Source organism: Blautia sp. JLR.GB0024 (genome assembly GCF_037000545.1).
Taxonomy (GTDB): Bacteria; Bacillota; Clostridia; order Lachnospirales; family Lachnospiraceae; genus Blautia; species Blautia celeris.
Genome location: NZ_JBANBF010000006.1, coordinates 137,916 through 159,557, shown reverse-complemented (window position 1 = coordinate 159,557; position 21,642 = coordinate 137,916). Strand labels below are relative to the sequence as shown.

Here is a 21,642-nt window from a genome sequence, read left to right as displayed (position 1 = left end):
CTATGACAGAGAATTTATTTGATAAAATTGACCGCTTAGAGGCAGGAGAGTCCCTGGACAGGGAGAGCTATACCGCGCTGATCGAAAAGCGGAATGAGGAACTTGCCGGATACCTGTTCGGCAAAGCAGCCGGGATGCGGGAGAAATATTACGGAAACCGCATTTATATCAGAGGGCTGATCGAGTTTACCAATTACTGCAGAAATGACTGTTATTACTGCGGAATCCGAAAAGGAAACCGAAAGGCAAAGCGTTACCGCCTGGGCAGGGAGGAAATCCTGGAGTGCTGCCGGAAAGGTTATGTTCTTGGGTTCAGAACTTTTGTGCTGCAGGGCGGAGAGGACCCTTGGTACACGGATGACAGGATCGCAGAGCTGGTCCGGGACATAAAAAAGGAACACAGCGACTGCGCAGTGACGCTCTCCGTGGGGGAAAAGGAGAGGGAAGCTTATCAGAAGTTTTTTGATGCAGGGGCAGACAGATACCTGCTCAGGCATGAGACTGTATGCGAGGAACATTACCGCACGCTGCATCCCCCCTCCATGTCTTATGCTCACAGACAGGAATGTCTGAGAAATCTAAAAGACATTGGATTTCAGACAGGATGCGGATTTATGGTAGGAACGCCGGGGCAGACGGCTGAGAACCTGGCTGATGAACTGCTGTTTTTGAAAGAATTCCAGCCTGCCATGGTGGGAATCGGGCCTTTCATCCCCCACAGGGACACTCCATTTGGAACAAAGGCCCCGGGGAGTGCAGAGCTTACTCTGTATCTTCTGGGACTGATCCGCCTGCTGCTTCCGAAAGTCCTGCTTCCGGCCACAACTGCCCTTGGAACCATTTCCGATGACGGGCGGGAGAGAGGCATACTGGCAGGAGCCAATGTGGTTATGCCGAATTTATCGGCTTCACTGGTACAGGGGAAATATGAACTGTACGACCATAAAATTTATACCGGCGCAGAAAATGCCGCCGAACTGGAACTTCTTCGCAGCCGAATGAAAAAAATTGGCTGTGAAGTGACTGTAGACCGGGGGGACACCAAAATGTACACCCGGTAAAGAGAAAAGGAGAGGGTAAAAATGAATTACAATCCGAAATCACTGAGAGCAGAGGAATTTATTTCCCATGAGGAAATCCAGGAGACACTTGCCTACGCTGAGGCAAATAAGCACAATGAAGTGCTTATTGACCAGATCCTTGAGAAGGCAAAACTCAGAAAGGGACTCACCCACAGGGAGGCATCCGTACTGCTTGACTGCGACATCGAGGAGAAAAACCAGGAGATTTACAAACTGGCTGAACAGATTAAAAAGGATTTCTACGGAAACCGGATTGTTATGTTTGCGCCCCTTTATCTGTCCAATTACTGTATCAACGGCTGCGTGTACTGTCCTTATCACAGGAAAAACAAACACATAGCCAGAAAGAAACTGACGCAGGAAGAGATCGTAAAAGAGGTAACCGCTCTGCAGGATATGGGCCACAAGCGCCTTGCTCTGGAAGCCGGGGAGGACCCGGTCAACAATCCCATTGAATACATACTGGAGAGCATTAAGACCATATACAGCATCAAACATAAAAACGGCGCAATCCGCCGTGTCAATGTAAATATCGCGGCCACCACAGTGGAGGATTACAGGAAATTAAAAGACGCCGGCATCGGTACCTATATTCTGTTCCAGGAGACCTACCATAAGGAGAGCTACAAAAAACTGCATCCCACAGGACCGAAGAGCAATTATGATTACCACACAGAAGCCATGGACAGAGCCATGGAGGGCGGCATTGACGATGTGGGACTGGGTGTACTGTTCGGGCTGGAGATGTACCGCTATGAATTTGCCGGTCTTCTCATGCACGCGGAGCATCTGGAGGCGGTTCACGGAGTCGGCCCGCATACCATCAGCGTTCCGAGGGTAAAACACGCAGATGATATCGATCCGTCTGCTTTTGACAACGGTATTGATGATGATATTTTCGCGAAACTGGTTGCCTGCATCCGAATCGCAGTGCCTTACACCGGTATGATCATCTCCACAAGAGAGAGTAAGGAGTGCAGGGAGAGAGTGCTTCACCTTGGCATTTCCCAGATCAGCGGTGCTTCCAGGACAAGCGTGGGCGGCTACAGCGAACCGGAACCGGAGGATGAGAACTCCGAGCAGTTTGATGTGTCAGACAAGCGAACCCTGGATGAGGTGGTGCACTGGCTGATGGACATGAAATATATCCCCAGCTTCTGTACTGCATGTTACAGGGAAGGAAGAACCGGTGATCGTTTCATGAGCCTGTGCAAGACAGGACAGATTCAGAACTGCTGCCACCCCAATGCCCTGATGACCCTGAAAGAATTCCTTATGGATTACGCAAGCCCTGAGACAAGAAAAATCGGAGAAGAGCTGATCCGGTCAGAACTTGTGAACATTCCAAGGGAAAGAACAAGAGAGATCGTGGTGGAACGCCTGGCAAAGATTGAGAACGGGGAGAGAGATTTCCGTTTCTGAGAGGAGGATATACATGAGCCTGAACGCAGCACCCTCTGCAAACAGGGTACATATCAGCTTTTTCGGGCGGCGCAACACCGGAAAGTCCAGTCTGCTCAACGCAGTCACAGGGCAGGAGATGGCAGTGGTATCGGATGTGAAGGGAACCACCACCGACCCGGTGCAGAAAGCCATGGAGCTTCTGCCCATAGGTCCTGTTTTGTTTATCGACACGCCGGGTATGGATGATGACCAGGAAGGCCTGGGCGCTCTCCGGGTAAAAAAGGCGGAGCAGGTGCTCCACAAAACAGACGTGGCAGTCCTGGTGGTGGAGGCGGGAAAAGAACTGGTCCCCATGGAACTACAGCTCATAGATCTCTTTGAAAAGAGAAAGCTGCCGTATCTTGTGGTATACAATAAAATGGATCTGCTGGCAGAGGAGAGAGAACCGAAGACAGACCATGAAATCTACGTGAGTGCCGGACAGGGTGTTCACATTACTGAACTGAAGGAAAAGCTGGGAAGCCTTGCAAAGGAAGGGCAGGAACGTCCTCTTGTAAAAGACCTGGTGTCACCGGGGGACTTTGTGCTCCTGGTGATCCCCATTGATAAAGCGGCACCGAAAGGGAGGCTGATCCTGCCTCAGCAGCAGGTGATCAGAGAACTGTTGGATACAGGTGCAGTTCCCCTTGCCGTGCAGGATGACAGGGTGGAGGATGTACTTGGACGTCTGGGAGAAAAACCGCGGCTTGTCATTACAGACAGCCAGGTGTTCGGGAAGGTGGACAAAGCGGTTCCGGCTGATATCCCTCTTACTTCCTTTTCCATACTGTTCGCACGGTATAAAGGGATCCTGGACGGCGCGCTGGAGGGTGCCTATGCCCTTGACCGTCTGGAGGACGGGGACAAAGTGCTGATCAGTGAGGGCTGTACCCATCACCGGCAGTGCAATGATATCGGTACGGTGAAAATGCCCCGCTGGATTGAGGCGCATATCGGGAAAAAGCCTGACTTTGCATTTACCTCAGGAACCGGTTTTCCGGAGGATCTGACACCATATCGGCTGGTGGTACACTGCGGAGGCTGTATGCTCAATGAGCGGGAGATGCAGTGGCGCAGGAACCAGGCTGGCCTGCAGGGTGTGCCTATGACAAATTACGGTATAGCCATTGCGCATATGAACGGTATTTTGCAGCGGAGCCTGGAAATATTCCGGTGATCAGTAAATATGCGGGAGGGCAGTTTAATGGAGTATGTTCCAATTGATGAGACAAACCGGGAACGCGTCAATGAATTCATAGAGAGCCAGTGGCTCACAACAGAGATGGTCATTCGCGGCAGAGTTGTGGATATGACCGGGACAGACGGCATTGTTGTCTGGGAAAAGGGAAACATTGTGGGCCTTCTCACATACCTGATCCGGGACGGTATCTGTGAGATCATATCCCTGGACAGCCGTCAGGAGGGCCGGGGGATCGGAAGAAACCTGATCGAAAAGGTAAAAGAGACAGCAGAAAAGAAAAAATGCAGAAGGCTTGTGGTGATCACCACAAATGACAACATTCAGGCTATCCGCTTTTACCAGCGCTGCGGATTTGATATGTCACATCTGTACCACAATGCCCTGAACTTTTCAAGAAAGCTGAAACCGGAGATCCCTCTGATTGGGGCAAATGGAATTTTGCTGATGCATGAGATTGAATTTGCGATGGATCTGCAGCCGGGAAGGAACAGATAAAGAATCCGGCAGCAGAAAGGAAGAAAGGGGAGGATAAAAATTGTTTGCAGATTACAGCAATAGCCTGGTGAATTTATCCTGCTCTGTATTAAAAAGATTCGGCGCAGAATACGGTCATAAGACTTTGCCCTGTGCGGATGAATGGATGGGAAAGGGATTCAGGAACGTTGTTGTGGTCCTGCTGGACGGCATGGGATGCGAGGCGATTGACTTCCATCTGAAAGAGGATGGATTCTTCAGAAGCCATTACAGATGCGGGATCTCCTCCGTCTTTCCGCCTACGACAACGGCTGCTACCACGACTATGGAGAGCGGTCTGACACCGGCAGAGCATGGATGGCTGGGATGGAGCCTGTATTTTGGCGAAATCCATAAAGTTGTGAATGCCTTTACCAATCAAGACCAATATGAAAGGTGCGCAGCGGAAGATTACCATGTTGCCAGCCGTTTTATCCCTTACACAAAGATATATGACAAGATAAACCGGGCGGGAGTCGGACATGGATACAGTGTGTCCCATTTCGGCACGAATAAAATAGAAACCCTGGATGAAATGTGTGAGGAGATACAGAGGCTATGCGGGCAGGAGGACGAAAAGTACATCTATGCCTATTGGGAGGAACCGGACAGCACCATGCATGACCAGGGATGCCACAGTGAATGTGTGACAAGGGAATTAGAGTATCTGGAAGGGAAAATCGCCCGGATGTCCGACAGACTGGAGGATACACTTCTGATCGTGACAGCAGACCATGGGCATATAGATCTGTCGCATTATATTCTCACAGACTATCCGGACATATTGGAAATGCTGAGGCTTCCCATATCTGTGGAGGCCAGGGCAGCGGCCTTCTATGTGAAGGAGGAATTCAGGGAAGAATTTCCAAAAAGATTCCGCAGACATTTCGGAGAGGAGTTTCTGCTTTTCTCCGCCAAGGAGATGCGGGAGAAGCAGATATTCGGTGATGGGACAACCCGTGAAAGGTTTCGTGAACTGGCCGGTGATTTTCTGGCTGTGGCAACTGCGGATAAGGGATTTGCCTGGTCCAGAAATCTGCCCATGTTTCGTTCAAACCATGCGGGCATGACAGAACAGGAAATGATGGTACCGCTCATTGTAGTGGAAAAGCAATAATTTCTGATATAACAGGAAAAAGGACATGCTGATGACCCAAAAACGTTGTCAGCATGTCCTTTTTTTGCTGCTGTGATACCTTTCCGGATCTCACAGCAGCCATTTTTATACAGCAGCTTTAATAGCTGTCATTGTGCAGCAGTTCGTGCTCTTTTCCTTTTAACAGGGTATCATACAGAGACATAACCAGCGGGTTCTCATCCGCCTTGCGGATACTGGTCACATTGTCTGCCTTGTAGAGGCCGTCTTTTCTGGCCGCTTTTGTGCGGTCTCCGGCTCTCGGCGGCTGTCCGCCTCCCATGATACATCCGCGGCGGCATGCCATGATCTCCACAATGTGGTAGTGGGCTTCGCCGCTCTTGATCTTTTCCATAACCTTCTGTGCATTGGCCAGGCCGCTGGCAACACATACATTCAGCGGAATACCTTTGTAGGTGACAGAGAATTCCTTGATGCCCTCTTCCCCGCGGGCACCTGTCTCAGCTACGGTATCCATGGTTGCCTTGTCGTGTTTGTCTGCAAAACGGCGGAGCATGGCTTCTGTCACACCGCCGGTTACGCCGAAGATAACACCGGCGCCGGAACCAAAACCGAATGGCATGTCGCAGGCTTCCGGAATCAGAGTCGGGAACTCAATGCCGGAGTTTTTGATCATACGGATCAATTCTGTTGTTGTGATGACAATATCCGTGTTCTGCTCTCCGTGGGTAAAGCTGTTTGGACGGATGGCCTCCATCTTCTTGGCTGTACACGGCATGATGGACACAACAACGGTCTTCTTGCCCTGGTTTTTCTCATATCCCCTGTAGTATTCCTTGATGACTGCGGAGAACATTTCCTGAGGAGAACGGCAGGTAGAAAGATTGTCTTTGTATTCCGGATACTGGTCACAGAGGAATTTCACCCATGCCGGACAGCAGGAGGTGAAAAGAGGAAGCTTGGAACTGTCTCCCAGACGCTCCAGGAATTCCTTGGATTCTTCCATGATGGTTAAGTCCGCACTGAACGCGGTATCGTAAACTTCATCAAATCCCATGCGGTGCAGAACGGCTACCAGTTTGCCCATAACACTGTTTCCCTTGTCCAGGCCAAAGGCATCGCCGACTGCCACACGTACGGCAGGCGCTACCTGAGCCACAACTCTTGTATTCGGATCAGCAATCGCTTCCCATACTTCGTCCATATGGGTCTTGATGCTGATCGCGCCGGTAGGACAGTAAATACGGCACTGACCGCAGCTTACGCAGTCGGTCTCTGCCAGAGTCTTGTTAAAGGCCGGCATTGCCATGGCGTCTGTTCCTCGGAACGCGAAGCCTAAGACGCCCAGTCCCTGAATCTCGGAACAGGCACGCACACAGTCGCCGCAGAGAATACATTTGTTGGGGTCCCTGACAATGGAGGGAGAGCTGGTATCCAGCGGACGGATTTCCCTTGTGTTCTGGAAACGCACATCCGTAATATTCATTCTGTGGGCCAGATCCTGCAGTACGCACTCGCCGCTCTTTACACAGGTGGTACAGTCACGGCAGTGGGCGGAGAGCAGAAGCTCCACAATCAGTTTTCTGTATTTTTTGATCCTTCCGGAATTGGTATAGATGACCATTCCATCTCTGGGAACCTCTGAGCAGGAGGCAAAGGTACGTCCCCTGTCATCCTCCACAGTACAGAGCCGGCAGGCGCCGAAGGTGGAAACCTCAGAGTGATAGCAGAGTGTCGGAAGATTGATCCCGGCTTTCCGGATGACGGAAAGCACATTTTTTTCGTCGGTAAATTCAACTTTTCTACCGTCAATCGTCATAAATCCCATATTAAAACCCTCCTATGCTTCCACGTAAATGGCATCAAAGGCACAGTTGTCTTTGCAGGCACCGCACTTGATACACAATTCGTTGTCAATATTATAAGCTTGCTTGCGCACACCGGTGATGGCACCAACCGGGCAGTTCTTGGCACATTTACCGCAGCCTTTACAGAACTCAGGATTGATGACAAAGCGGCGCATAGCAGTACAGCATTTGGCAGCGCATTTGTGGTCTAAAATGTGCTCCTCATACTCATTTCGGAAGGTCTTTAATGTGCTGATAACAGGAAGCGGAGCACTCTTTCCGAGTCCGCACAGAGCCATATTCTTAACCATGGCTGCCAGCTCTTCCAGGGTATCCAGATCCTCGATGACGCCTTTGCCGTCTACGATGCGTTCCAGGATCTTCAGCATACGTTTGGTTCCTTCACGGCAGGGAACACACTTTCCGCAGGATTCCCTCTGGGTAAAGCTCATGAAGAAACGGGCAACCTCTACCATACAGGTGTTCTCGTCCATGACAACCAGTCCGCCGGAACCCATGATGGCATCGTATTTTTTTACACTGTCAAAATCCAGACCTACATCCAGATGCTCCGCCGTAAGACATCCGCCGGAGGGACCGCCGATCTGTACGGCTTTGAATTCTCCGCCTCCCTTGATGCCGCCGCCGATATCATAGATCATCTCGCGCAGGGTAGTTCCCATGGGAACCTCAATGAGGCCTGTGTTCTCAATGGAGCCGGTGATGGAAAAGGTCTTTGTTCCGGGACTTCCCTCTGTTCCGATGGTGCGGAACCAGTCAGCACCCTTCATGACGATACCGGGCACATTGGCGAAGGTCTCCACATTGTTCAGGACTGTGGGTTTGGCCCAGAGTCCCTGGTCTACGGTTCTTGGCGGTTTAACACGGGGCATACCTCTGTCACCTTCGATGGAAGCGGTCAGGGCAGAACCTTCACCGCAGACGAATGCACCGGCACCGCGGTTGATATGCATATGGAAGCAGAAATCTGTTCCCAGAATGTTATCTCCGAGCAGGCCCTTTTCCTCAGCCTGTGCAATGGCGTGGGTGAGCCGCTCTACAGAGAGGGGGTATTCCGCACGTACATAGATATAACCGTCCTGTGCATTCACTGCATAGGCGGCTATGGTCATACCTTCGATCAGACGGTAGGGGTCACCTTCCATAACGCTTCCATCCATGAATGCGCCCGGGTCACCCTCGTCGCCGTTACAGACAACATAGTGTTCTTTTACATCTGTGTGGGCAGCTACCTGTTTCCATTTCTTTCCGGTGGGGAATCCGCCGCCGCCTCTTCCGCGCAGGCCGGATTTGTCCACTTCTTCGATGACATCTCTCGGGGACATGTCAAAGATGGCTTTTGACAGGGCACTGTAACCGCCGGAAGCTATGTATTCGTCCAGAGACTCCGCGTCGAAACGTCCGCAGTTTTCCAGAGTGATCCTGGTCTGCTTTGCAATGAAGGGGATGTCATCCGGTGTGGGGAAGGAGTCCTCGCCTTTTTTGTAGAACAGGCGTTCCACAGGTTCTTTGTTCAGGACTGTGCGTTTGAAAATCTCTTCACAGTCGTCCATCTGAACCTTTACATATTGATAATGCAGGGGCTCGATTCTCATCAGGGGTCCCAGTTCGCAGATACCCTGGCAGCCTGTCTTCACAACTCCGATGTGAGGAACATGGCCGTCAAATTCTACGGAAACACCGGGCATGTCTTTACAGAGTTCCTGCATTTTTTCGTAGATTTTCTGTGAGCCGGTAGCAACACAGCCGGTTCCGGCGCAGATCAGGATACGGCATTCATAAGAATCAATCTGTTTTTGTGCAGCCTCCTGCTCTCTTTTCAGAGCCTCTCTGTTTTCGATAATCATACGCTATCACCTCTCAATTCTGTGAGTAATTCCAATGCTTTTTCCGGCGTCATAGTCGGGTGTACTTCATTGTTCACGGTGAGTGTAGGAGCCAGCCCGCAGGCACCCAGGCAGGAAACGGTCTCCACAGTGAAAAGCATATCGTCTGTGGTATGTTTTTTCTTGCTCAGGCCCAGCTCTTTTTGAAGGGCTTCCAGAATGGGCATGGATTTGCGGACATGGCAGGCAGTTCCGTCACAGACTTTGATAATGTATTTTCCCTTGGGTTCAAAGGAAAAGTTTTCGTAAAATGTGGCAACACTGTAGGCTTTGGCCTCTTTTACCCCAATCTCTTTTGCCACGTAGGTCAGTAGTTCGCCTGGCAGATAACGGTATTCTGCCTGAATGTCCTGCATGATGGGAATCAGTGCACTTGGCTTGCGGCCGTAATGGCTGATGATTTCGTCCGTCTTCTGGTAGTAGCTCTTGTCAAGCATTCAGATACCTCCTTTAGATTTAATCATTCATGACAACAGTAAATTCACCGCAGGTGATTTCTGTTGCCTACAGTACACTTCCGCATGTGCTTTGGGTATTTTTGCACATATACCTGTTCCCCTAATTATATAATGCCGGGAGGAAATACACAATAAATATTTTGAAAAAAACACGAAAATATACAAATTGGTTAATGGTAATATCCGCGTCAGCGCATATTTTATATTTTGCAGCGGCAGGATGTTCGGATGATCCAAATACGGAATATCTTTCAGGCTGCTCCGTCAGGGATTAAAAAGGATCATATGCAGTATTGCGGTCTCATTGCCGGTATTTTTATAGGAATGGACAGTATCGGCCCTAAATCGTATGCTTTCGCCCTTTTCGACCATAAATCTCTGGCTGTCAGCATGAATTTCGATTTTGCCCGAGAAGACAGTGATAAATTCAGTGGTTCCCTTTAAGTGCGGTTCGGATTCCCAATAACTCCCCTGGTCTAATTCCAGATAATAGACTGCAAATCTACGGTTCTCGTTATCCGGGAAAAGGGAGTAGTTTTTTACTTTTCCGTCATCTTCAAGCAATGGCTGCACTTCAGATGTTTTTACAATCTCATATGGACTCTTTGGGCGAACGGTCAATGCGTCAAAGGGTACTTTCATTCCATTTGAAATTTTCCACAATGTAGAAAGCGTCGGGTTTCCGTCACCGCGTTCGATCTGCGCAAGCATACTCTTACTGACACCGCTTAATTTCGCAAGCTCTTCCATGCTTAATTTCTTTTCTTCACGCAATCGTTTAATATTTTTAGCAACTATTGTATTCATTGAATCCATGATATGGTTCTCCTCTCTTGACAATATAATGCACATGATGTATTATTATATCGTACTAGTGCGATATAATAACTGTTTTGTATCATTATACGATTTCAGCTTGGGCTTGTAAAGAGGAAAGGAGATATGTCTATGATTCTAAATCTTGAAGAAGAAGGTGAAATGTTCAAAGAATACAACAAAGGTGACTGCTCAAAATGCTGTGAGGTTCTTCTGCGGACATACGGTAGGAATGAGCAATAGAAAGGATGCATTATGTTCCGTTTATACGATTTTCTGATTTATTGTTTTATTACGGCTTACACACCGGGTGCCAACAATCTGCTTTCCATGAGTAATGCCATACGGCTGGGATTTCGCCGAAGCATTCGCTTTAACTTGGGCATACTGGCCGGATTTGCAGTCGTTATGTCTGTTTGCACCGTCTTCAGCGCAACACTCTATTCCTTTCTTCCTAAGGTAAAGATGGTCATGCAGATCCTGGGCGCTGCTTATATGCTGTACCTTGCATGGAAGGTCCGGAAGAGTTCTGCGGAGGTAAATACGGAAGACGGGAAGGAGGCTGGTTTTATTTCCGGCATGGTACTGCAATTTATCAATCCTAAAATTTATATTTACGCAATCACGGCAATGTCGCTTTATATCCTGCCGGTTTATCATTCCGGCACGGCACTGGCCGGATTTACTGCCGTACTGTCTCTGATCGGTGCTTCCGGTTCTTTTATATGGGCGCTTTTCGGGGCGGCATTTTGTAAATTCTTCTCCAGACATACGAAGCTGGTAAACGCTGTTATGGCTCTTTTACTTATTTACTGCGCTGTTTCTTTGTTTCTTTGATCCTTTGTCCGTGGCCCCCATGAGCAAATATCCGTGAAGAGGAAGAGATGCGAAAAGGTTAAAACGGAGCGGCAAAATGCAGTGTGGCAGGGGCACCGGACGGAGGGAAAAGAGTGCGCCTGTTTTCATTGACAAAGAAGAACTGCCTGTGCTAGTATCAAACATAACCAGTTACCCTTTGGGCATTCCCAGGCGCCGGGAAGCCGCAGGATTTTTGAAAAGGTAACGAAATACGAATTGCAGTTGGAAAACCAGCAGTCAGAAAAGGAGAATTGACATGGCATTTTATTATGAGGAGCCGTCCAGAACATTTAGCGAATATCTTCTGATTCCGGGGTATTCGTCCACACATTGTGTGCCGTCCAAAGTGGATCTGAAAACACCTCTGGTGAAATACAAAAAAGGGGAGGAACCGGCACTGACTATCAACATTCCCATGGTCTCTGCGATCATGCAGTCTGTCTCAGATGACAATCTGGCCGTAGCCCTTGCCCAGGAGGGCGGTATTTCCTTTATCTACGGTTCCCAGCCGGTTGAAAAGCAGGCGGAGATGGTGGAAAAGGTAAAACGTTACCGTGCCGGTTTCGTGGTCAGTGACTCTAACGTGTCGCCGGAGATGACCCTTCAGGATGTGCTTCGTCTTACGGAACAGACGGGCCACTCTACCATAGCTGTCACGGAGGATGGTTCACCGGGGGGAAAGCTGCTCGGCATTGTCACCAATAAGGATTACCGGGTAAGCCGCATGAACCTGGACTTAAAGGTAAAAGAATTTATGACAAAACTGGACGACCTTGTATATGCAGACGAAGAGACGACTCTGAAGGAGGCCAATGATATCATCTGGGAGCACAAGATAAACTGTCTGCCTCTTGTGAATAAGAACCGGGAACTGGTGTATCTTGTTTTCAGGAAGGATTACGATACACACAAGAAAAATGAAAATGAACTGATCGACAGCCATAAGCGCTACATGGTAGGGGCAGGAATCAACACAAGGGATTACGAGACGCGTGTTCCGGCACTGATCGGGGCGGGAGCCGATATCCTGTGTATTGACAGCTCGGAAGGCTTTTCAGAGTGGCAGAAGATCACGATTGACTATATCAGGAAAAATTATGGAAATGATGTAAAGGTAGGTGCCGGAAATGTGGTGGACGCGGAAGGATTCCGCTTCCTGGCTGAGGCAGGGGCTGACTTTGTGAAGGTGGGAATCGGCGGCGGTGCTATCTGTATTACCCGCGAACAGAAAGGCATCGGCAGAGGACAGGCCACTGCATTGATCGAGGTGGCAAAGGCCAGGGATGCGTATTTTGAAGAGACGGGAATCTATATTCCCATCTGCTCTGACGGCGGAATCGTCCACGATTATCATATTACCCTGGCGCTGGCTATGGGTGCTGACTTTATTATGCTGGGAAGGTATTTTGCCAGATTTGACGAAAGCCCTACCAAGAAGGTTAATATCAACGGCAGCTATATGAAGGAATACTGGGGTGAGGGCAGCGCGCGGGCCAGAAACTGGCAGCGGTATGATATGGGAGGCGAGAAAAAACTTTCTTTTGAGGAAGGTGTGGATTCTCTGGTACCCTATGCAGGAAGTCTGAAGGATAATGTAAACCTGACTCTGAGCAAGGTCCGCTCTACTATGTGCAACTGCGGAGCGCTCACCATTCCGGAGCTGCAGGAAAAAGCTAAGATCACGCTGGTTTCCGCTACAAGTATTGTTGAGGGCGGCGCACATGATGTGTTGCTGCGGGATCAGAGATAAAATTATGAGACAGATTCTGTAAAAGAGGGGGTTCTGATGACGGAACCTGCTTTTGCGGAATCTGTTTTTTTCTGGTATCGCGCGCCGTTTTCATCCAAGGTTTACTTTTTAACGCTTTAATGATAAAATGTAACAAAAGGAGGGTGTTTTATGTCTGACAAATTATATGAATTGATGGATTGGCCGGAAATAGAGGCTGTTGTATATTCTGAGGAAAGCGAACCGCGCCGTATTTTGGGACCGAGAGTGACAGAAGACGGTATTTTGATCCAGTGTTTTGTGCCGGGCGCTGTGCAGGCAAGAATTCTGCTCACAAAGGAAAAAGAGACTTACGATATGGTCATGGAGGATGAGGCAGGCTTTTTCGCTGTGCTGATTCCGGGAAATAAAATACCGAAATATAAAGTGGAAATCCAGGATGGGGAAGGAAACAAAAAACAGTTTTATGATCCCTATGCCTTTACATCTAAAATCAGCCTTGACGAGGAACAGCAGTTCTGTGCAGGCATCTGTTATGATATCTATGAAAAACTGGGAGCGCATACCATGACGATCAATGGTGTGTCCGGTGTGTATTTTGCAGTCTGGGCACCGAATGCGATTCGTGTTTCCGTGGTTGGTGATTTTAACCACTGGGATGGCAGGGCGCATCAGATGAACCGCCTGGCTGTGTCAGGGATTTTTGAGATATTTATACCCGGGATCAAACCGGGCGCCTTATATAAATATGAGATCAAGGCAAAAGGTTCCCTGGTATACTTAAAGGCAGATCCCTACGGAAACCAGGCGGAGCTGCGTCCGAAAACAGCCTCCATAGTAGCAGATCTGAACCATTACCGTTGGCAGGATGACCAGTGGTTAAAAGACAGGAAACGTGTCAATGACGAGAAGAAGCCCATGCTGGTCTATGAGATGCATCTCGGTTCCTGGATAAAACCTGAGGAAGAGGGAAAACTGTTCTGTAATTACCGGGATATCGCGCCAAAGCTTGCTGAGTATTTAAAGGATATGGGTTACACACATGTGGAGCTTATGCCGGTTATGGAACATCCCTTTGACGCCTCCTGGGGATATCAGGTGACAGGATATTATGCGCCTACCAGCAGATACGGCACCTGTGAGGATTTTATGTATTTCATGGATTATCTGCATCAGCAGGGCATCGGTGTGATCCTTGACTGGGTACCGGCACATTTTCCGAAAGATACCCCGGGACTTCCGAATTTTGACGGCACCTGTCTGTATGAGCATTTAGACCCGAGACAGGGTATGCATCCCCATTGGGGAACACTGATCTACAATTACGGAAGGCCGCAGGTTAGAAATTTCCTTATTTCCAATGCACTTTTCTGGGTAGAGAAATTCCATGCAGATGGTATCCGTATGGACGCGGTGGCTTCCATGCTGTATCTGGATTACGGAAAGAATGACGGTGAATGGGTTCCAAACATTTACGGCGGCAATGAGAATCTGGAAGCCATAGAATTTTTAAAACATTTGAATTCCATTTTTAAGAAGAGACATCCGGATGCACTTCTCATAGCAGAGGAATCCACGGCATGGCCTAAGATCACGGGCAGCATTGAGGATGACGGCCTGGGTTTTGATATGAAGTGGAATATGGGCTGGATGAATGACTTTATTGACTATATGAAAAAGGATCCGCTGTTCAGAGGCGGTGCCCACGATGAGCTTACATTCAGTATGGTGTATGCCTACAGTGAAAAGTTCCTTTTAAGTCTGTCACACGATGAGGTGGTGCATTTAAAAGGCTCCCTTCTTATGAAAATGCCGGGTGACAAGGAGCAGAAGTTCGCGAATCTCCGTGCTGCCTATGGATTTATGGCTGTTCATCCCGGCAAGAAGCTGTTGTTCATGGGACAGGAGTTTGCCCAGGAGAGAGAGTGGTCTGAGGAGAGAAGCCTTGACTGGGAGCTTCTGGAACAGCCGGATCATCAGCAGTTTAAAAATTATGTGAAGGCACTCTGGAACTTCTATAAGGAACAGCCGGCTCTGTATGAGATGGATTACGATACAGAGGGATTTGAGTGGATCAACCACATGGAATCCGAGAAAAATATGCTGACCTTTATCAGGAAGACGAAAAAGAAAGAGGAGCTGCTGGTGATCGTGTGCAATTTCTCACCTCTTTCGTACGAAAAATACCAGATGGGCGTTCCGTATCCGGGTAAATATAAAGAAATCTTCAACAGTGATGCCGCAGAATTCGGCGGAACCGGCGTGAGAAATGCCAGAGCAAAATCCTCCAAACGGGCAGAGCATGACGAGAGAAAGAATTCTATCGTTATTGATGTTGCGCCGTTGTCTGTACAGATATTCTCCTACATAAAAGAGGAGAAAAAGACGACAGCAAAGACCGGTGCAAAGAAAACCGTGAAGGAGACAACGTCTGCAAAATCTGCGGAAAAGGGTAAAACCAGGGCTGCCAGAGCAGAAAAGGCTGCCGAGAGCCGGGAAAATCCTGCAGTTTCAAAAGTCCGGGCAGAGTTAGAGCAGAAGATCGAAGAAGAGCGTAAAAAGGAGCTGGAGCAGCAGGCGCTGAGTATCGCGGCGGCAGCAGAGGCTGTCAAAGCGGATGCGGTATCCAAAAAGGAGACAGGAACAGGCGCCGAGGCGGAAAACACCGGGACGAATGCAAAGAGCAGTAAGGCTGAGGCAGGAAAGAACGACAAGGCGCTGACAGCAAAAGCCGGGGCTAAAAAAACAGCATCCAAGAAGACAGCAGGAACAAGAGCAAAAAAGGCGGCAGCCAAAACGGGAACAGAGAAGGCAGCCGGGGCTAAGGCTAAAAAAGCTGCAGCCGGGACAGCGGCTGAGAAAGTAGAAGTGAAAGCGGAAGCTGAAAAAACCATGGCAAAGCCGGAGAATGAGAAGATAGAGGCAAAGCCGGATGCTAAAAAGATAGCGGCAAAGCCAGACGCTAAAAAGATAGAGGCAAAGCCGGAAGCTGAAAAGATAGAGGCAAAGCCAGATGCTAAAAAGATAGCAGCAAAGCCGGAAGCTGAAAAAATAGAGGCAAAGCCAGACGCTAAAAAGATAGAGGCAAAGCCGGACGCGGAGAAGATAGAAGCGAGGCCGGAAGCTAAAAAGATAGAGGCAAAGCCGGAAGCGGAGAAGATAGAAGCCAAGCCGGAAGCTAAAAAGATAGCGGCAAAGCCGGATGCAGAGAAGATAGAAGCGAAGCCGGAAGCTGAAAAGATAGCAGCAAAACCGGAAGCGGAGAAGATAGAAGCCAAGCCGGAAGCTGAAAAGATAACAGCAAAGCCAGAGGCCGAGAAAATAGCAGCAAAACCGGAAGCCGGCAAAACAGCTTCCAAAAAGGGAACAACGAGAAAGACGACCGGAAAAAAATAAGGATGAACTAAATGACAGGAATTTTGGCAAAAAGCATTAACCTAGAAAAAATCTGGAACCACATCAGTGCCCAGATTCCCGCTGTGGAAGCTTTCGCATGGAAAGTGATCCTGGCGATCGTCATCTATTTTATAGCCAGCAAGGTGATCGTCAAGATATGTGCCTTTATACGGGCAGCCATGAACAAAGCAGGTGCAGACACCGGCGTGATCCAGTTTTTGACTTCTTTTGTAAAAACGGCCCTGTATTTCCTGCTGATCGTAAGTATTGCGGTCCGTTTTGGAATCAAGGAATCCTCCATTGCGGCATTACTGGCATCCGGAGGTGTAGCGATTGGTCTGGCACTGCAGGGCGGTCTGTCAAACCTGGCAGGCGGAGTGATCATTATGCTTCTAAGGCCCTTTACAGTGGGAGACTACATTATAGAGAACACCAACAGCCAGGAAGGGACCGTGGTGAAAATTGATCTGTTTTATACCACACTCTCTACCGTGGACAACAGAAGGATCACCATACCAAACGGAAACATTACCAATTCCAGCATTGTGAATGTGACATCTCAGGACAAGCGGAAACTGGAGATTAAGGTGATGATCGGCTACCAGTCGGATCTGAAAAAGGCTAAAGGAATACTGGAAACGCTGCTCCATGCAGATCCTGCCATTATGTCGGAGCAGGAGATGCTGGTGTTTGTGGATGAACTGGCAGATGACGGTGTGATCCTGGGACTCCGGGCATGGGTGAAGACAGAAGACTACTGGCCTGCAAAATGGAGGCTGAACGAGGAGATTAAACTGACATTTGACGAGGAAGACATTGATATTCCATATCCGCAGCTTGATGTGCATATCAAGTCCGGATTGCCGGAAACTTTCGGCAGAGAGGAGCGCAGCCTATGAAACACAGAAAATTATGTCTTGCCATCCTGCTGGGCGCTGTCCTGATATTTGGCGCGGCCGGATGCAGCAATGCCGAGGATACAGACGCGAAAACCCAGACAGAGGCAAAAGAAGAGCAAAAGGACAGCGGCCAGGAAAACAAAGAAACCTCAGATAAGGAGTCAAAAAAAGAGGACACCAAGACAGATAAGAAAGAAAATACGGAAGCAAAAGAGAATCCGGATGAGACAGCAAAGAAAGACACAGAAAAAGATGCAGATAAGAACAGTGCTGATGCACAGGAACCTGAGGAGGAGAACACCCCGGTCCAGGCAGGCCAGGCTTTTATCTATGTTCCCGATGACAATGCGGAGGGCTGGAATGTCAATCAGGTAGAGATTGCACAGGTGACAGCAGATGCCCTGATTGGCCAGCTTGTGGGCGCCGGCGTTCTGACGGACAGCATTACAGTCCAGAATTTTGAGGAGACAGAGGAGGAGGGGCAGTATGTCCTGAAACTGGATCTGTCCTCCAATTTTAAAGACAGTGTCCGTTCCATGGGGACTGCCGGAGAGATTCTTACCATTGGTGCAGTGGTCAATTCTTTTCTGGACACCTTTCAGGCGGAAGCAATCCAGATTACCGTGGACGGTGGTACACTGGAGACAGGCCACGAGGTTTATGAGGGCTATATGACACATATGGATTATCAGTAACTACAGGTGCAGCGCCGGGTATATTCCGGCTGCTGCATTTTCAGATTGGATGGGAGTGGTTGGCTATGAAAAAACTATTTGAACCATTACAGATAAAAAATGTGCAGATAAAAAACAGAATTTGTTTTCCGCCGGTGGTATGCTATGCCTGGGGCTCCCGGGACGGCTATGTGTCACCGGAAAATGTGGAACATTACAGAAATGTGGCAAAAGGACAGACCGGCCTGATCATACAGGAGGCTACCTGTGTGGATAAGAACGGAAAGCTTGCCGAAAATCAGCTGGGCATCTGGGAGGACGGCCAGATCCAGGGACTTTCCCGGATCGTGGACGCAGTACACGGGGAAGGATGCCCCATCTTTATCCAGATTCACCATGCCGGTGTCTCAGGTCTGGATGGGGAGCTTGCCTGTCCCAGTGACTACAGTTTCTATAAAGATGGGGTCAAAAAAACAGGAAAAGAACTGACAACCGAGGAAATACATAAGATTCAGCAGGAATTTACAGACGCGGCAGTCCGTGCCTGGAAAGCAGGCTATGACGGTGTGGAACTGCACGGATGCCATCAGTACCTGATGTGTGAATTTTTTAACCGCTGGGTGAACCGCAGGCAGGATGCATACGGGGAACACGGAGAACGGTTCGCAGTGGAAATCCTGCGGGCCATTAGGGAAAGGGTGCCGGAGGATTTTGTGGTGGGAATCCGTCTGGGCGGATTTGAGCCAAGGCTGGAGGACGGAATCCGGCATGCCAGGATACTGGAAAAGGAGGGCATAGATTTTATTGATGTATCCTATGGCTTTTCCGGTGAAGATGACCCGAAAGCACCGGTGGATTTTCCATATGAAAAATGTATCTACGCGGCAGCGGAGATCAAGCGTGCCGTGTCCGTTCCTGTATTTGCGGTAAATGGTATCACAAGCCCACAGATGGCCCAGGACGTATTGGAGCGCACCGATGTGGATATGATCGACATTGCGCGGGGGATCATTGTGAATTATAATTGGGCTAAAGATGCCAGAGAAGGCCGGGATACAGGAAAATGTCTGCACTGCAGGCGCTGTCTGTGGTGCGAGAATCCGGAAACCTGTGCCGGCAGAAAAGTCCTTAAGAAAAATCTGAGAAGAAAAAAGGAATTTATAGACAATTTATAATTTTTAAGAGTCAGGAAATATCTATTTGTCTGTCATCGTGCTATTATTAATATATCGTAAAAATGAGAGAGGATGATACCACATGAAGACGCAGGTATTGTATAAGAGCAGAACGGGCAACACGGAAAAGCTGGCAAAGGCCATATTTGCAGCAGTTCCGGGCTCGGATAAGGACATTGCCCGGCTGGACGGGCAGACAGACTATGATATGGCGGACATTTATTTTATCGGTTTCTGGACAGACAGAGGAAGCGCCAGCGTAGAAGTTCTGGATTATCTGGGCTCCCTGCAGGGAAAGAAGATCGCATTGTTCGGCACCTGCGGAATGGGAGAAAGCCCGGAGTATTTTAAGAAGATTGAGGAGAACATCCGGGTTTTCATAGAGGATGACAATGAATATCTAGGCGCATTTATCTGCCAGGGCAAGATGCCGATTCAGGTCAGGGAAAAATACAACCGTATGAGAAACGGGGATAATGACAGGCAGATTGACACCATGATACGGAATTTTGATATGGCCATGCTGCATCCTGATATGGATGATCTGGAGCATGCGGCACAGTTTGTGAGCAAAATATATGAATCATTAGAGAAGGATGGGAATTAAGAATCATGAAAGAAAAATTTGCAAGGTTTATGGCAGGACGCTACGGCACAGACAGGCTGAACCAGTTTATGCTGATCGTACTTCTGGTCTGTGCTGTCATCAATATGTTCATCAGAAATGGATATGTTTCCATGCTGCTGACTTCCTGGGAGATTCTGCTGATCGTTTTTATTTACATCAGAATGTTTTCAAGAAATCTCACGAAACGTTATGCTGAGAATCAGAAGTATCTGGCTGTGGAAAACAAGGTACGCCATTTTTTCGGACAGAAAAAATATATCCAGCAGCAGAGAAAGGATTACCACATTTATTCCTGCCCAAACTGCAAGCAGAAGATTCGTATTCCGAAGGGAAAAGGCAAGGTAAGCGTGCGCTGTCCAAAATGTGGGACAGAATTTGTAAAAAATAGTTGAAATTTTCTCAAAATCGTGTATAATATCACTTGTGTGTGAAACACAAGCTGGAATAGCTCAGTCGGTAGAGCACTTCACTCGTAATGAAGGGGTCGTGAGTTCGAGTCTCATTTCCAGCTTTTCAGAATCCCGCAGATATGCGGGATTCTTTGTCTTTTCAGAGCTAAAAGCGCAAGGTCCTATAGCAGGACTTTACGCTTTCTTTGTTTTTCAGCGGGTTACACATTCGCCAATACTGCTCACAGCCAGCCGATATTTTAATAACAGAGAATAAAATGGATAAAATACATCTGAATTGCCCGCCGGGAATTGACAACGCCGAACATTTGTGCCATTATATACCAGAGATAGTTTAACAAATAACAATGTTAAGATTAGAAAAGGACACTACATGAACGATATACGACACCTGCAAGAAACTCCCGCGGATTCTGCAGTGGCAGATGCGGGAAAAGAGACGTTACTGGAACTTAAGGGGATAAGCAAGAGCTTCGGGACCACAGACGTGCTCAAAGATATTGACCTTTCGATAGAAAGAGGAGAATTCATCACATTCTTAGGCGCTTCCGGCTGCGGAAAAACCACAACTCTGCGTATCATTGCCGGGCTGGAAATGCCGGACAAAGGCCAGGTGATTCTGGAAGGCCGGGATGTGACCATGCTGGAGCCCCATCAGAGGGATGTGAATACAGTGTTTCAGAATTATGCCCTGTTTCCCCATATGAATGTGGAGGCAAACATCGGCTATGGCCTGAGAATCCGTAAGGTTCCAAAAAATGAAATCAGGGAAAAAGTAAAGAAAATGCTGGATCTGGTTCAGCTCTCCGGCTATGAAAAGCGTATGCCATCAGAACTGTCAGGCGGGCAGAAGCAGAGGGTTGCCATTGCCCGCTCCCTGATCAACAGCCCAAAACTCCTGCTTTTGGATGAGCCTCTGGGCGCCCTTGATCTGAAGCTCAGAAGGGCTATGCAGACAGAGCTGAAGCGGCTTCAGAAGAAGCTGGGCATTACCTTCCTGTACATAACACATGACCAGGAGGAGGCAATCAACATGTCAGACCGTATTGTGGTCATGCGTGACGGTCAGTTTGAACAGATCGGTACCCCGGATGAGATCTATAACCGCCCGAAGACCAGCTATGTGGCTGACTTTGTGGGCAATGCCAATATAATCTCCGGTGTTGTGGAGCATATAGGGGAGGAGCTTACGGATATCCGGGTGAACAACTGCCTTATCACAGCAGGGACGGCGGACGGCCTGAAAAAAGGCGGCAGGGCTGTGGTAGCTGTGAGAAGGGAAAATATCAAAGTCTGCCGCGAGTGTAAAAAAGGCCTTCCTGCAGTGATAACCGATAAATCCTTTAATGCAGGACAGCTCCACATGGCCTTTAAACTGGAGGACGGCAGGGAAGTGGTTGCCAGCCATTACGGCATAGATACAGATCTGACGGTGGACCAGAAGGTCTGTGTGGGATGGGAGCCGCAGCACGCTGTCTTTGTGGATCTGGAAGATACACAGGAGGCGTGA

General features: G+C 48.7%; 18 protein-coding genes and 1 tRNA gene. 15 read left to right on the top strand and 4 right to left on the bottom strand.

The annotated features are described in order from the left end of the window. Positions 1 to 2 precede the first annotated feature (2 nt). Genes hydE through V8Q34_RS15400 form a run of 5 tightly spaced genes read left to right on the top strand, consistent with a single transcriptional unit; the run spans position 3 to position 5,356 of the window. A complete protein-coding gene (hydE, locus tag V8Q34_RS15420) occupies positions 3 to 1,061 on the top strand; it encodes a [FeFe] hydrogenase H-cluster radical SAM maturase HydE (protein ID WP_335835860.1) in 1,059 nt (352 codons plus the stop codon). A gap of 21 nt (positions 1,062 to 1,082) precedes the next feature. Further along, positions 1,083 to 2,504 carry a [FeFe] hydrogenase H-cluster radical SAM maturase HydG gene (gene hydG / locus V8Q34_RS15415; RefSeq protein ID WP_335835859.1) on the top strand — a complete coding sequence of 474 codons (1,422 nt, stop codon included), beginning with the start codon at positions 1,083 to 1,085 and terminating at the stop codon, positions 2,502 to 2,504. A 13-nt stretch (positions 2,505 to 2,517) separates the two neighbouring features. Beyond that, positions 2,518 to 3,702, top strand: coding sequence for a [FeFe] hydrogenase H-cluster maturation GTPase HydF (gene hydF, locus V8Q34_RS15410; protein WP_335835858.1), 1,185 nt, complete (start codon positions 2,518 to 2,520; stop codon positions 3,700 to 3,702). Positions 3,703 to 3,729: 27 nt separating this feature from the next. Then, the gene (locus V8Q34_RS15405) at positions 3,730 to 4,221 is read left to right on the top strand and encodes a GNAT family N-acetyltransferase (RefSeq protein WP_033143491.1); all 492 of its coding nucleotides are present in this window, start codon (positions 3,730 to 3,732) and stop codon (positions 4,219 to 4,221) included. Between the two features lie 40 nt (positions 4,222 to 4,261). Then, positions 4,262 to 5,356, top strand: coding sequence for an alkaline phosphatase family protein (locus V8Q34_RS15400; protein ID WP_335835857.1), 1,095 nt, complete (start codon positions 4,262 to 4,264; stop codon positions 5,354 to 5,356). Between the two features lie 118 nt (positions 5,357 to 5,474). Here V8Q34_RS15400 and V8Q34_RS15395 read toward each other — a convergent pair whose 3' ends face one another. The 4 genes from V8Q34_RS15395 to V8Q34_RS15380 form a co-directional block, all read right to left on the bottom strand. Further along, entirely contained in the window at positions 5,475 to 7,163 is a 1,689-nt protein-coding gene (locus V8Q34_RS15395) for a [FeFe] hydrogenase, group A (RefSeq protein WP_033143489.1), read from the bottom strand. Positions 7,164 to 7,175: 12 nt separating this feature from the next. Then, the gene (locus tag V8Q34_RS15390) at positions 7,176 to 9,050 is read right to left on the bottom strand and encodes an NADH-ubiquinone oxidoreductase-F iron-sulfur binding region domain-containing protein (RefSeq protein ID WP_335835856.1); all 1,875 of its coding nucleotides are present in this window, start codon (positions 9,048 to 9,050) and stop codon (positions 7,176 to 7,178) included. Then, the gene (locus tag V8Q34_RS15385) at positions 9,047 to 9,526 is read right to left on the bottom strand and encodes an NADH-quinone oxidoreductase subunit NuoE family protein (RefSeq protein WP_033143487.1); all 480 of its coding nucleotides are present in this window, start codon (positions 9,524 to 9,526) and stop codon (positions 9,047 to 9,049) included. The genes V8Q34_RS15390 and V8Q34_RS15385 overlap by 4 nt, the downstream gene beginning before the upstream one ends. A gap of 285 nt (positions 9,527 to 9,811) precedes the next feature. Beyond that, entirely contained in the window at positions 9,812 to 10,363 is a 552-nt protein-coding gene (locus tag V8Q34_RS15380; protein ID WP_335835855.1) for a helix-turn-helix domain-containing protein, read from the bottom strand. Between the two features lie 255 nt (positions 10,364 to 10,618). Here V8Q34_RS15380 and V8Q34_RS15375 point away from each other — a divergent pair, with 255 nt between their 5' ends. The 10 genes from V8Q34_RS15375 to V8Q34_RS15330 all read left to right on the top strand — a co-directional run bounded on the left by V8Q34_RS15375 (position 10,619) and on the right by V8Q34_RS15330 (position 21,642). Then, the gene (locus V8Q34_RS15375) at positions 10,619 to 11,200 is read left to right on the top strand and encodes a LysE family transporter (protein ID WP_335835854.1); all 582 of its coding nucleotides are present in this window, start codon (positions 10,619 to 10,621) and stop codon (positions 11,198 to 11,200) included. A 277-nt stretch (positions 11,201 to 11,477) separates the two neighbouring features. Further along, positions 11,478 to 12,971 (top strand): IMP dehydrogenase, encoded by a 1,494-nt coding sequence (locus V8Q34_RS15370; RefSeq protein WP_054352366.1) that lies wholly within the window; start codon positions 11,478 to 11,480, stop codon positions 12,969 to 12,971. 150 nt (positions 12,972 to 13,121) lie between these two features. Further along, entirely contained in the window at positions 13,122 to 16,346 is a 3,225-nt protein-coding gene (gene glgB / locus V8Q34_RS15365; RefSeq protein WP_335835853.1) for a 1,4-alpha-glucan branching protein GlgB, read from the top strand. Positions 16,347 to 16,357: 11 nt separating this feature from the next. After that, entirely contained in the window at positions 16,358 to 17,245 is an 888-nt protein-coding gene (locus V8Q34_RS15360) for a mechanosensitive ion channel family protein (protein WP_103731890.1), read from the top strand. Next, positions 17,242 to 17,940 (top strand): GerMN domain-containing protein, encoded by a 699-nt coding sequence (locus V8Q34_RS15355; RefSeq protein WP_244806367.1) that lies wholly within the window; start codon positions 17,242 to 17,244, stop codon positions 17,938 to 17,940. Before V8Q34_RS15360 ends, V8Q34_RS15355 begins: the two co-directional genes overlap by 4 nt. A gap of 65 nt (positions 17,941 to 18,005) precedes the next feature. After that, the gene (locus tag V8Q34_RS15350; protein ID WP_148392932.1) at positions 18,006 to 19,094 is read left to right on the top strand and encodes an oxidoreductase; all 1,089 of its coding nucleotides are present in this window, start codon (positions 18,006 to 18,008) and stop codon (positions 19,092 to 19,094) included. A gap of 82 nt (positions 19,095 to 19,176) precedes the next feature. Continuing rightward, complete coding sequence (gene bilS, locus V8Q34_RS15345; RefSeq protein WP_033143479.1) at positions 19,177 to 19,701, top strand: flavodoxin family protein BilS; 525 nt, start codon at positions 19,177 to 19,179, stop codon at positions 19,699 to 19,701. A gap of 5 nt (positions 19,702 to 19,706) precedes the next feature. Further along, positions 19,707 to 20,114: a Zn-finger containing protein gene (locus tag V8Q34_RS15340; RefSeq protein ID WP_033143478.1), complete on the top strand. Its 408-nt coding sequence runs from the start codon at positions 19,707 to 19,709 to the stop codon at positions 20,112 to 20,114. A 46-nt stretch (positions 20,115 to 20,160) separates the two neighbouring features. Next, positions 20,161 to 20,233: transfer RNA gene (locus V8Q34_RS15335), tRNA-Thr, on the top strand. A gap of 272 nt (positions 20,234 to 20,505) precedes the next feature. Further along, entirely contained in the window at positions 20,506 to 21,642 is a 1,137-nt protein-coding gene (locus V8Q34_RS15330; RefSeq protein WP_225305295.1) for an ABC transporter ATP-binding protein, read from the top strand.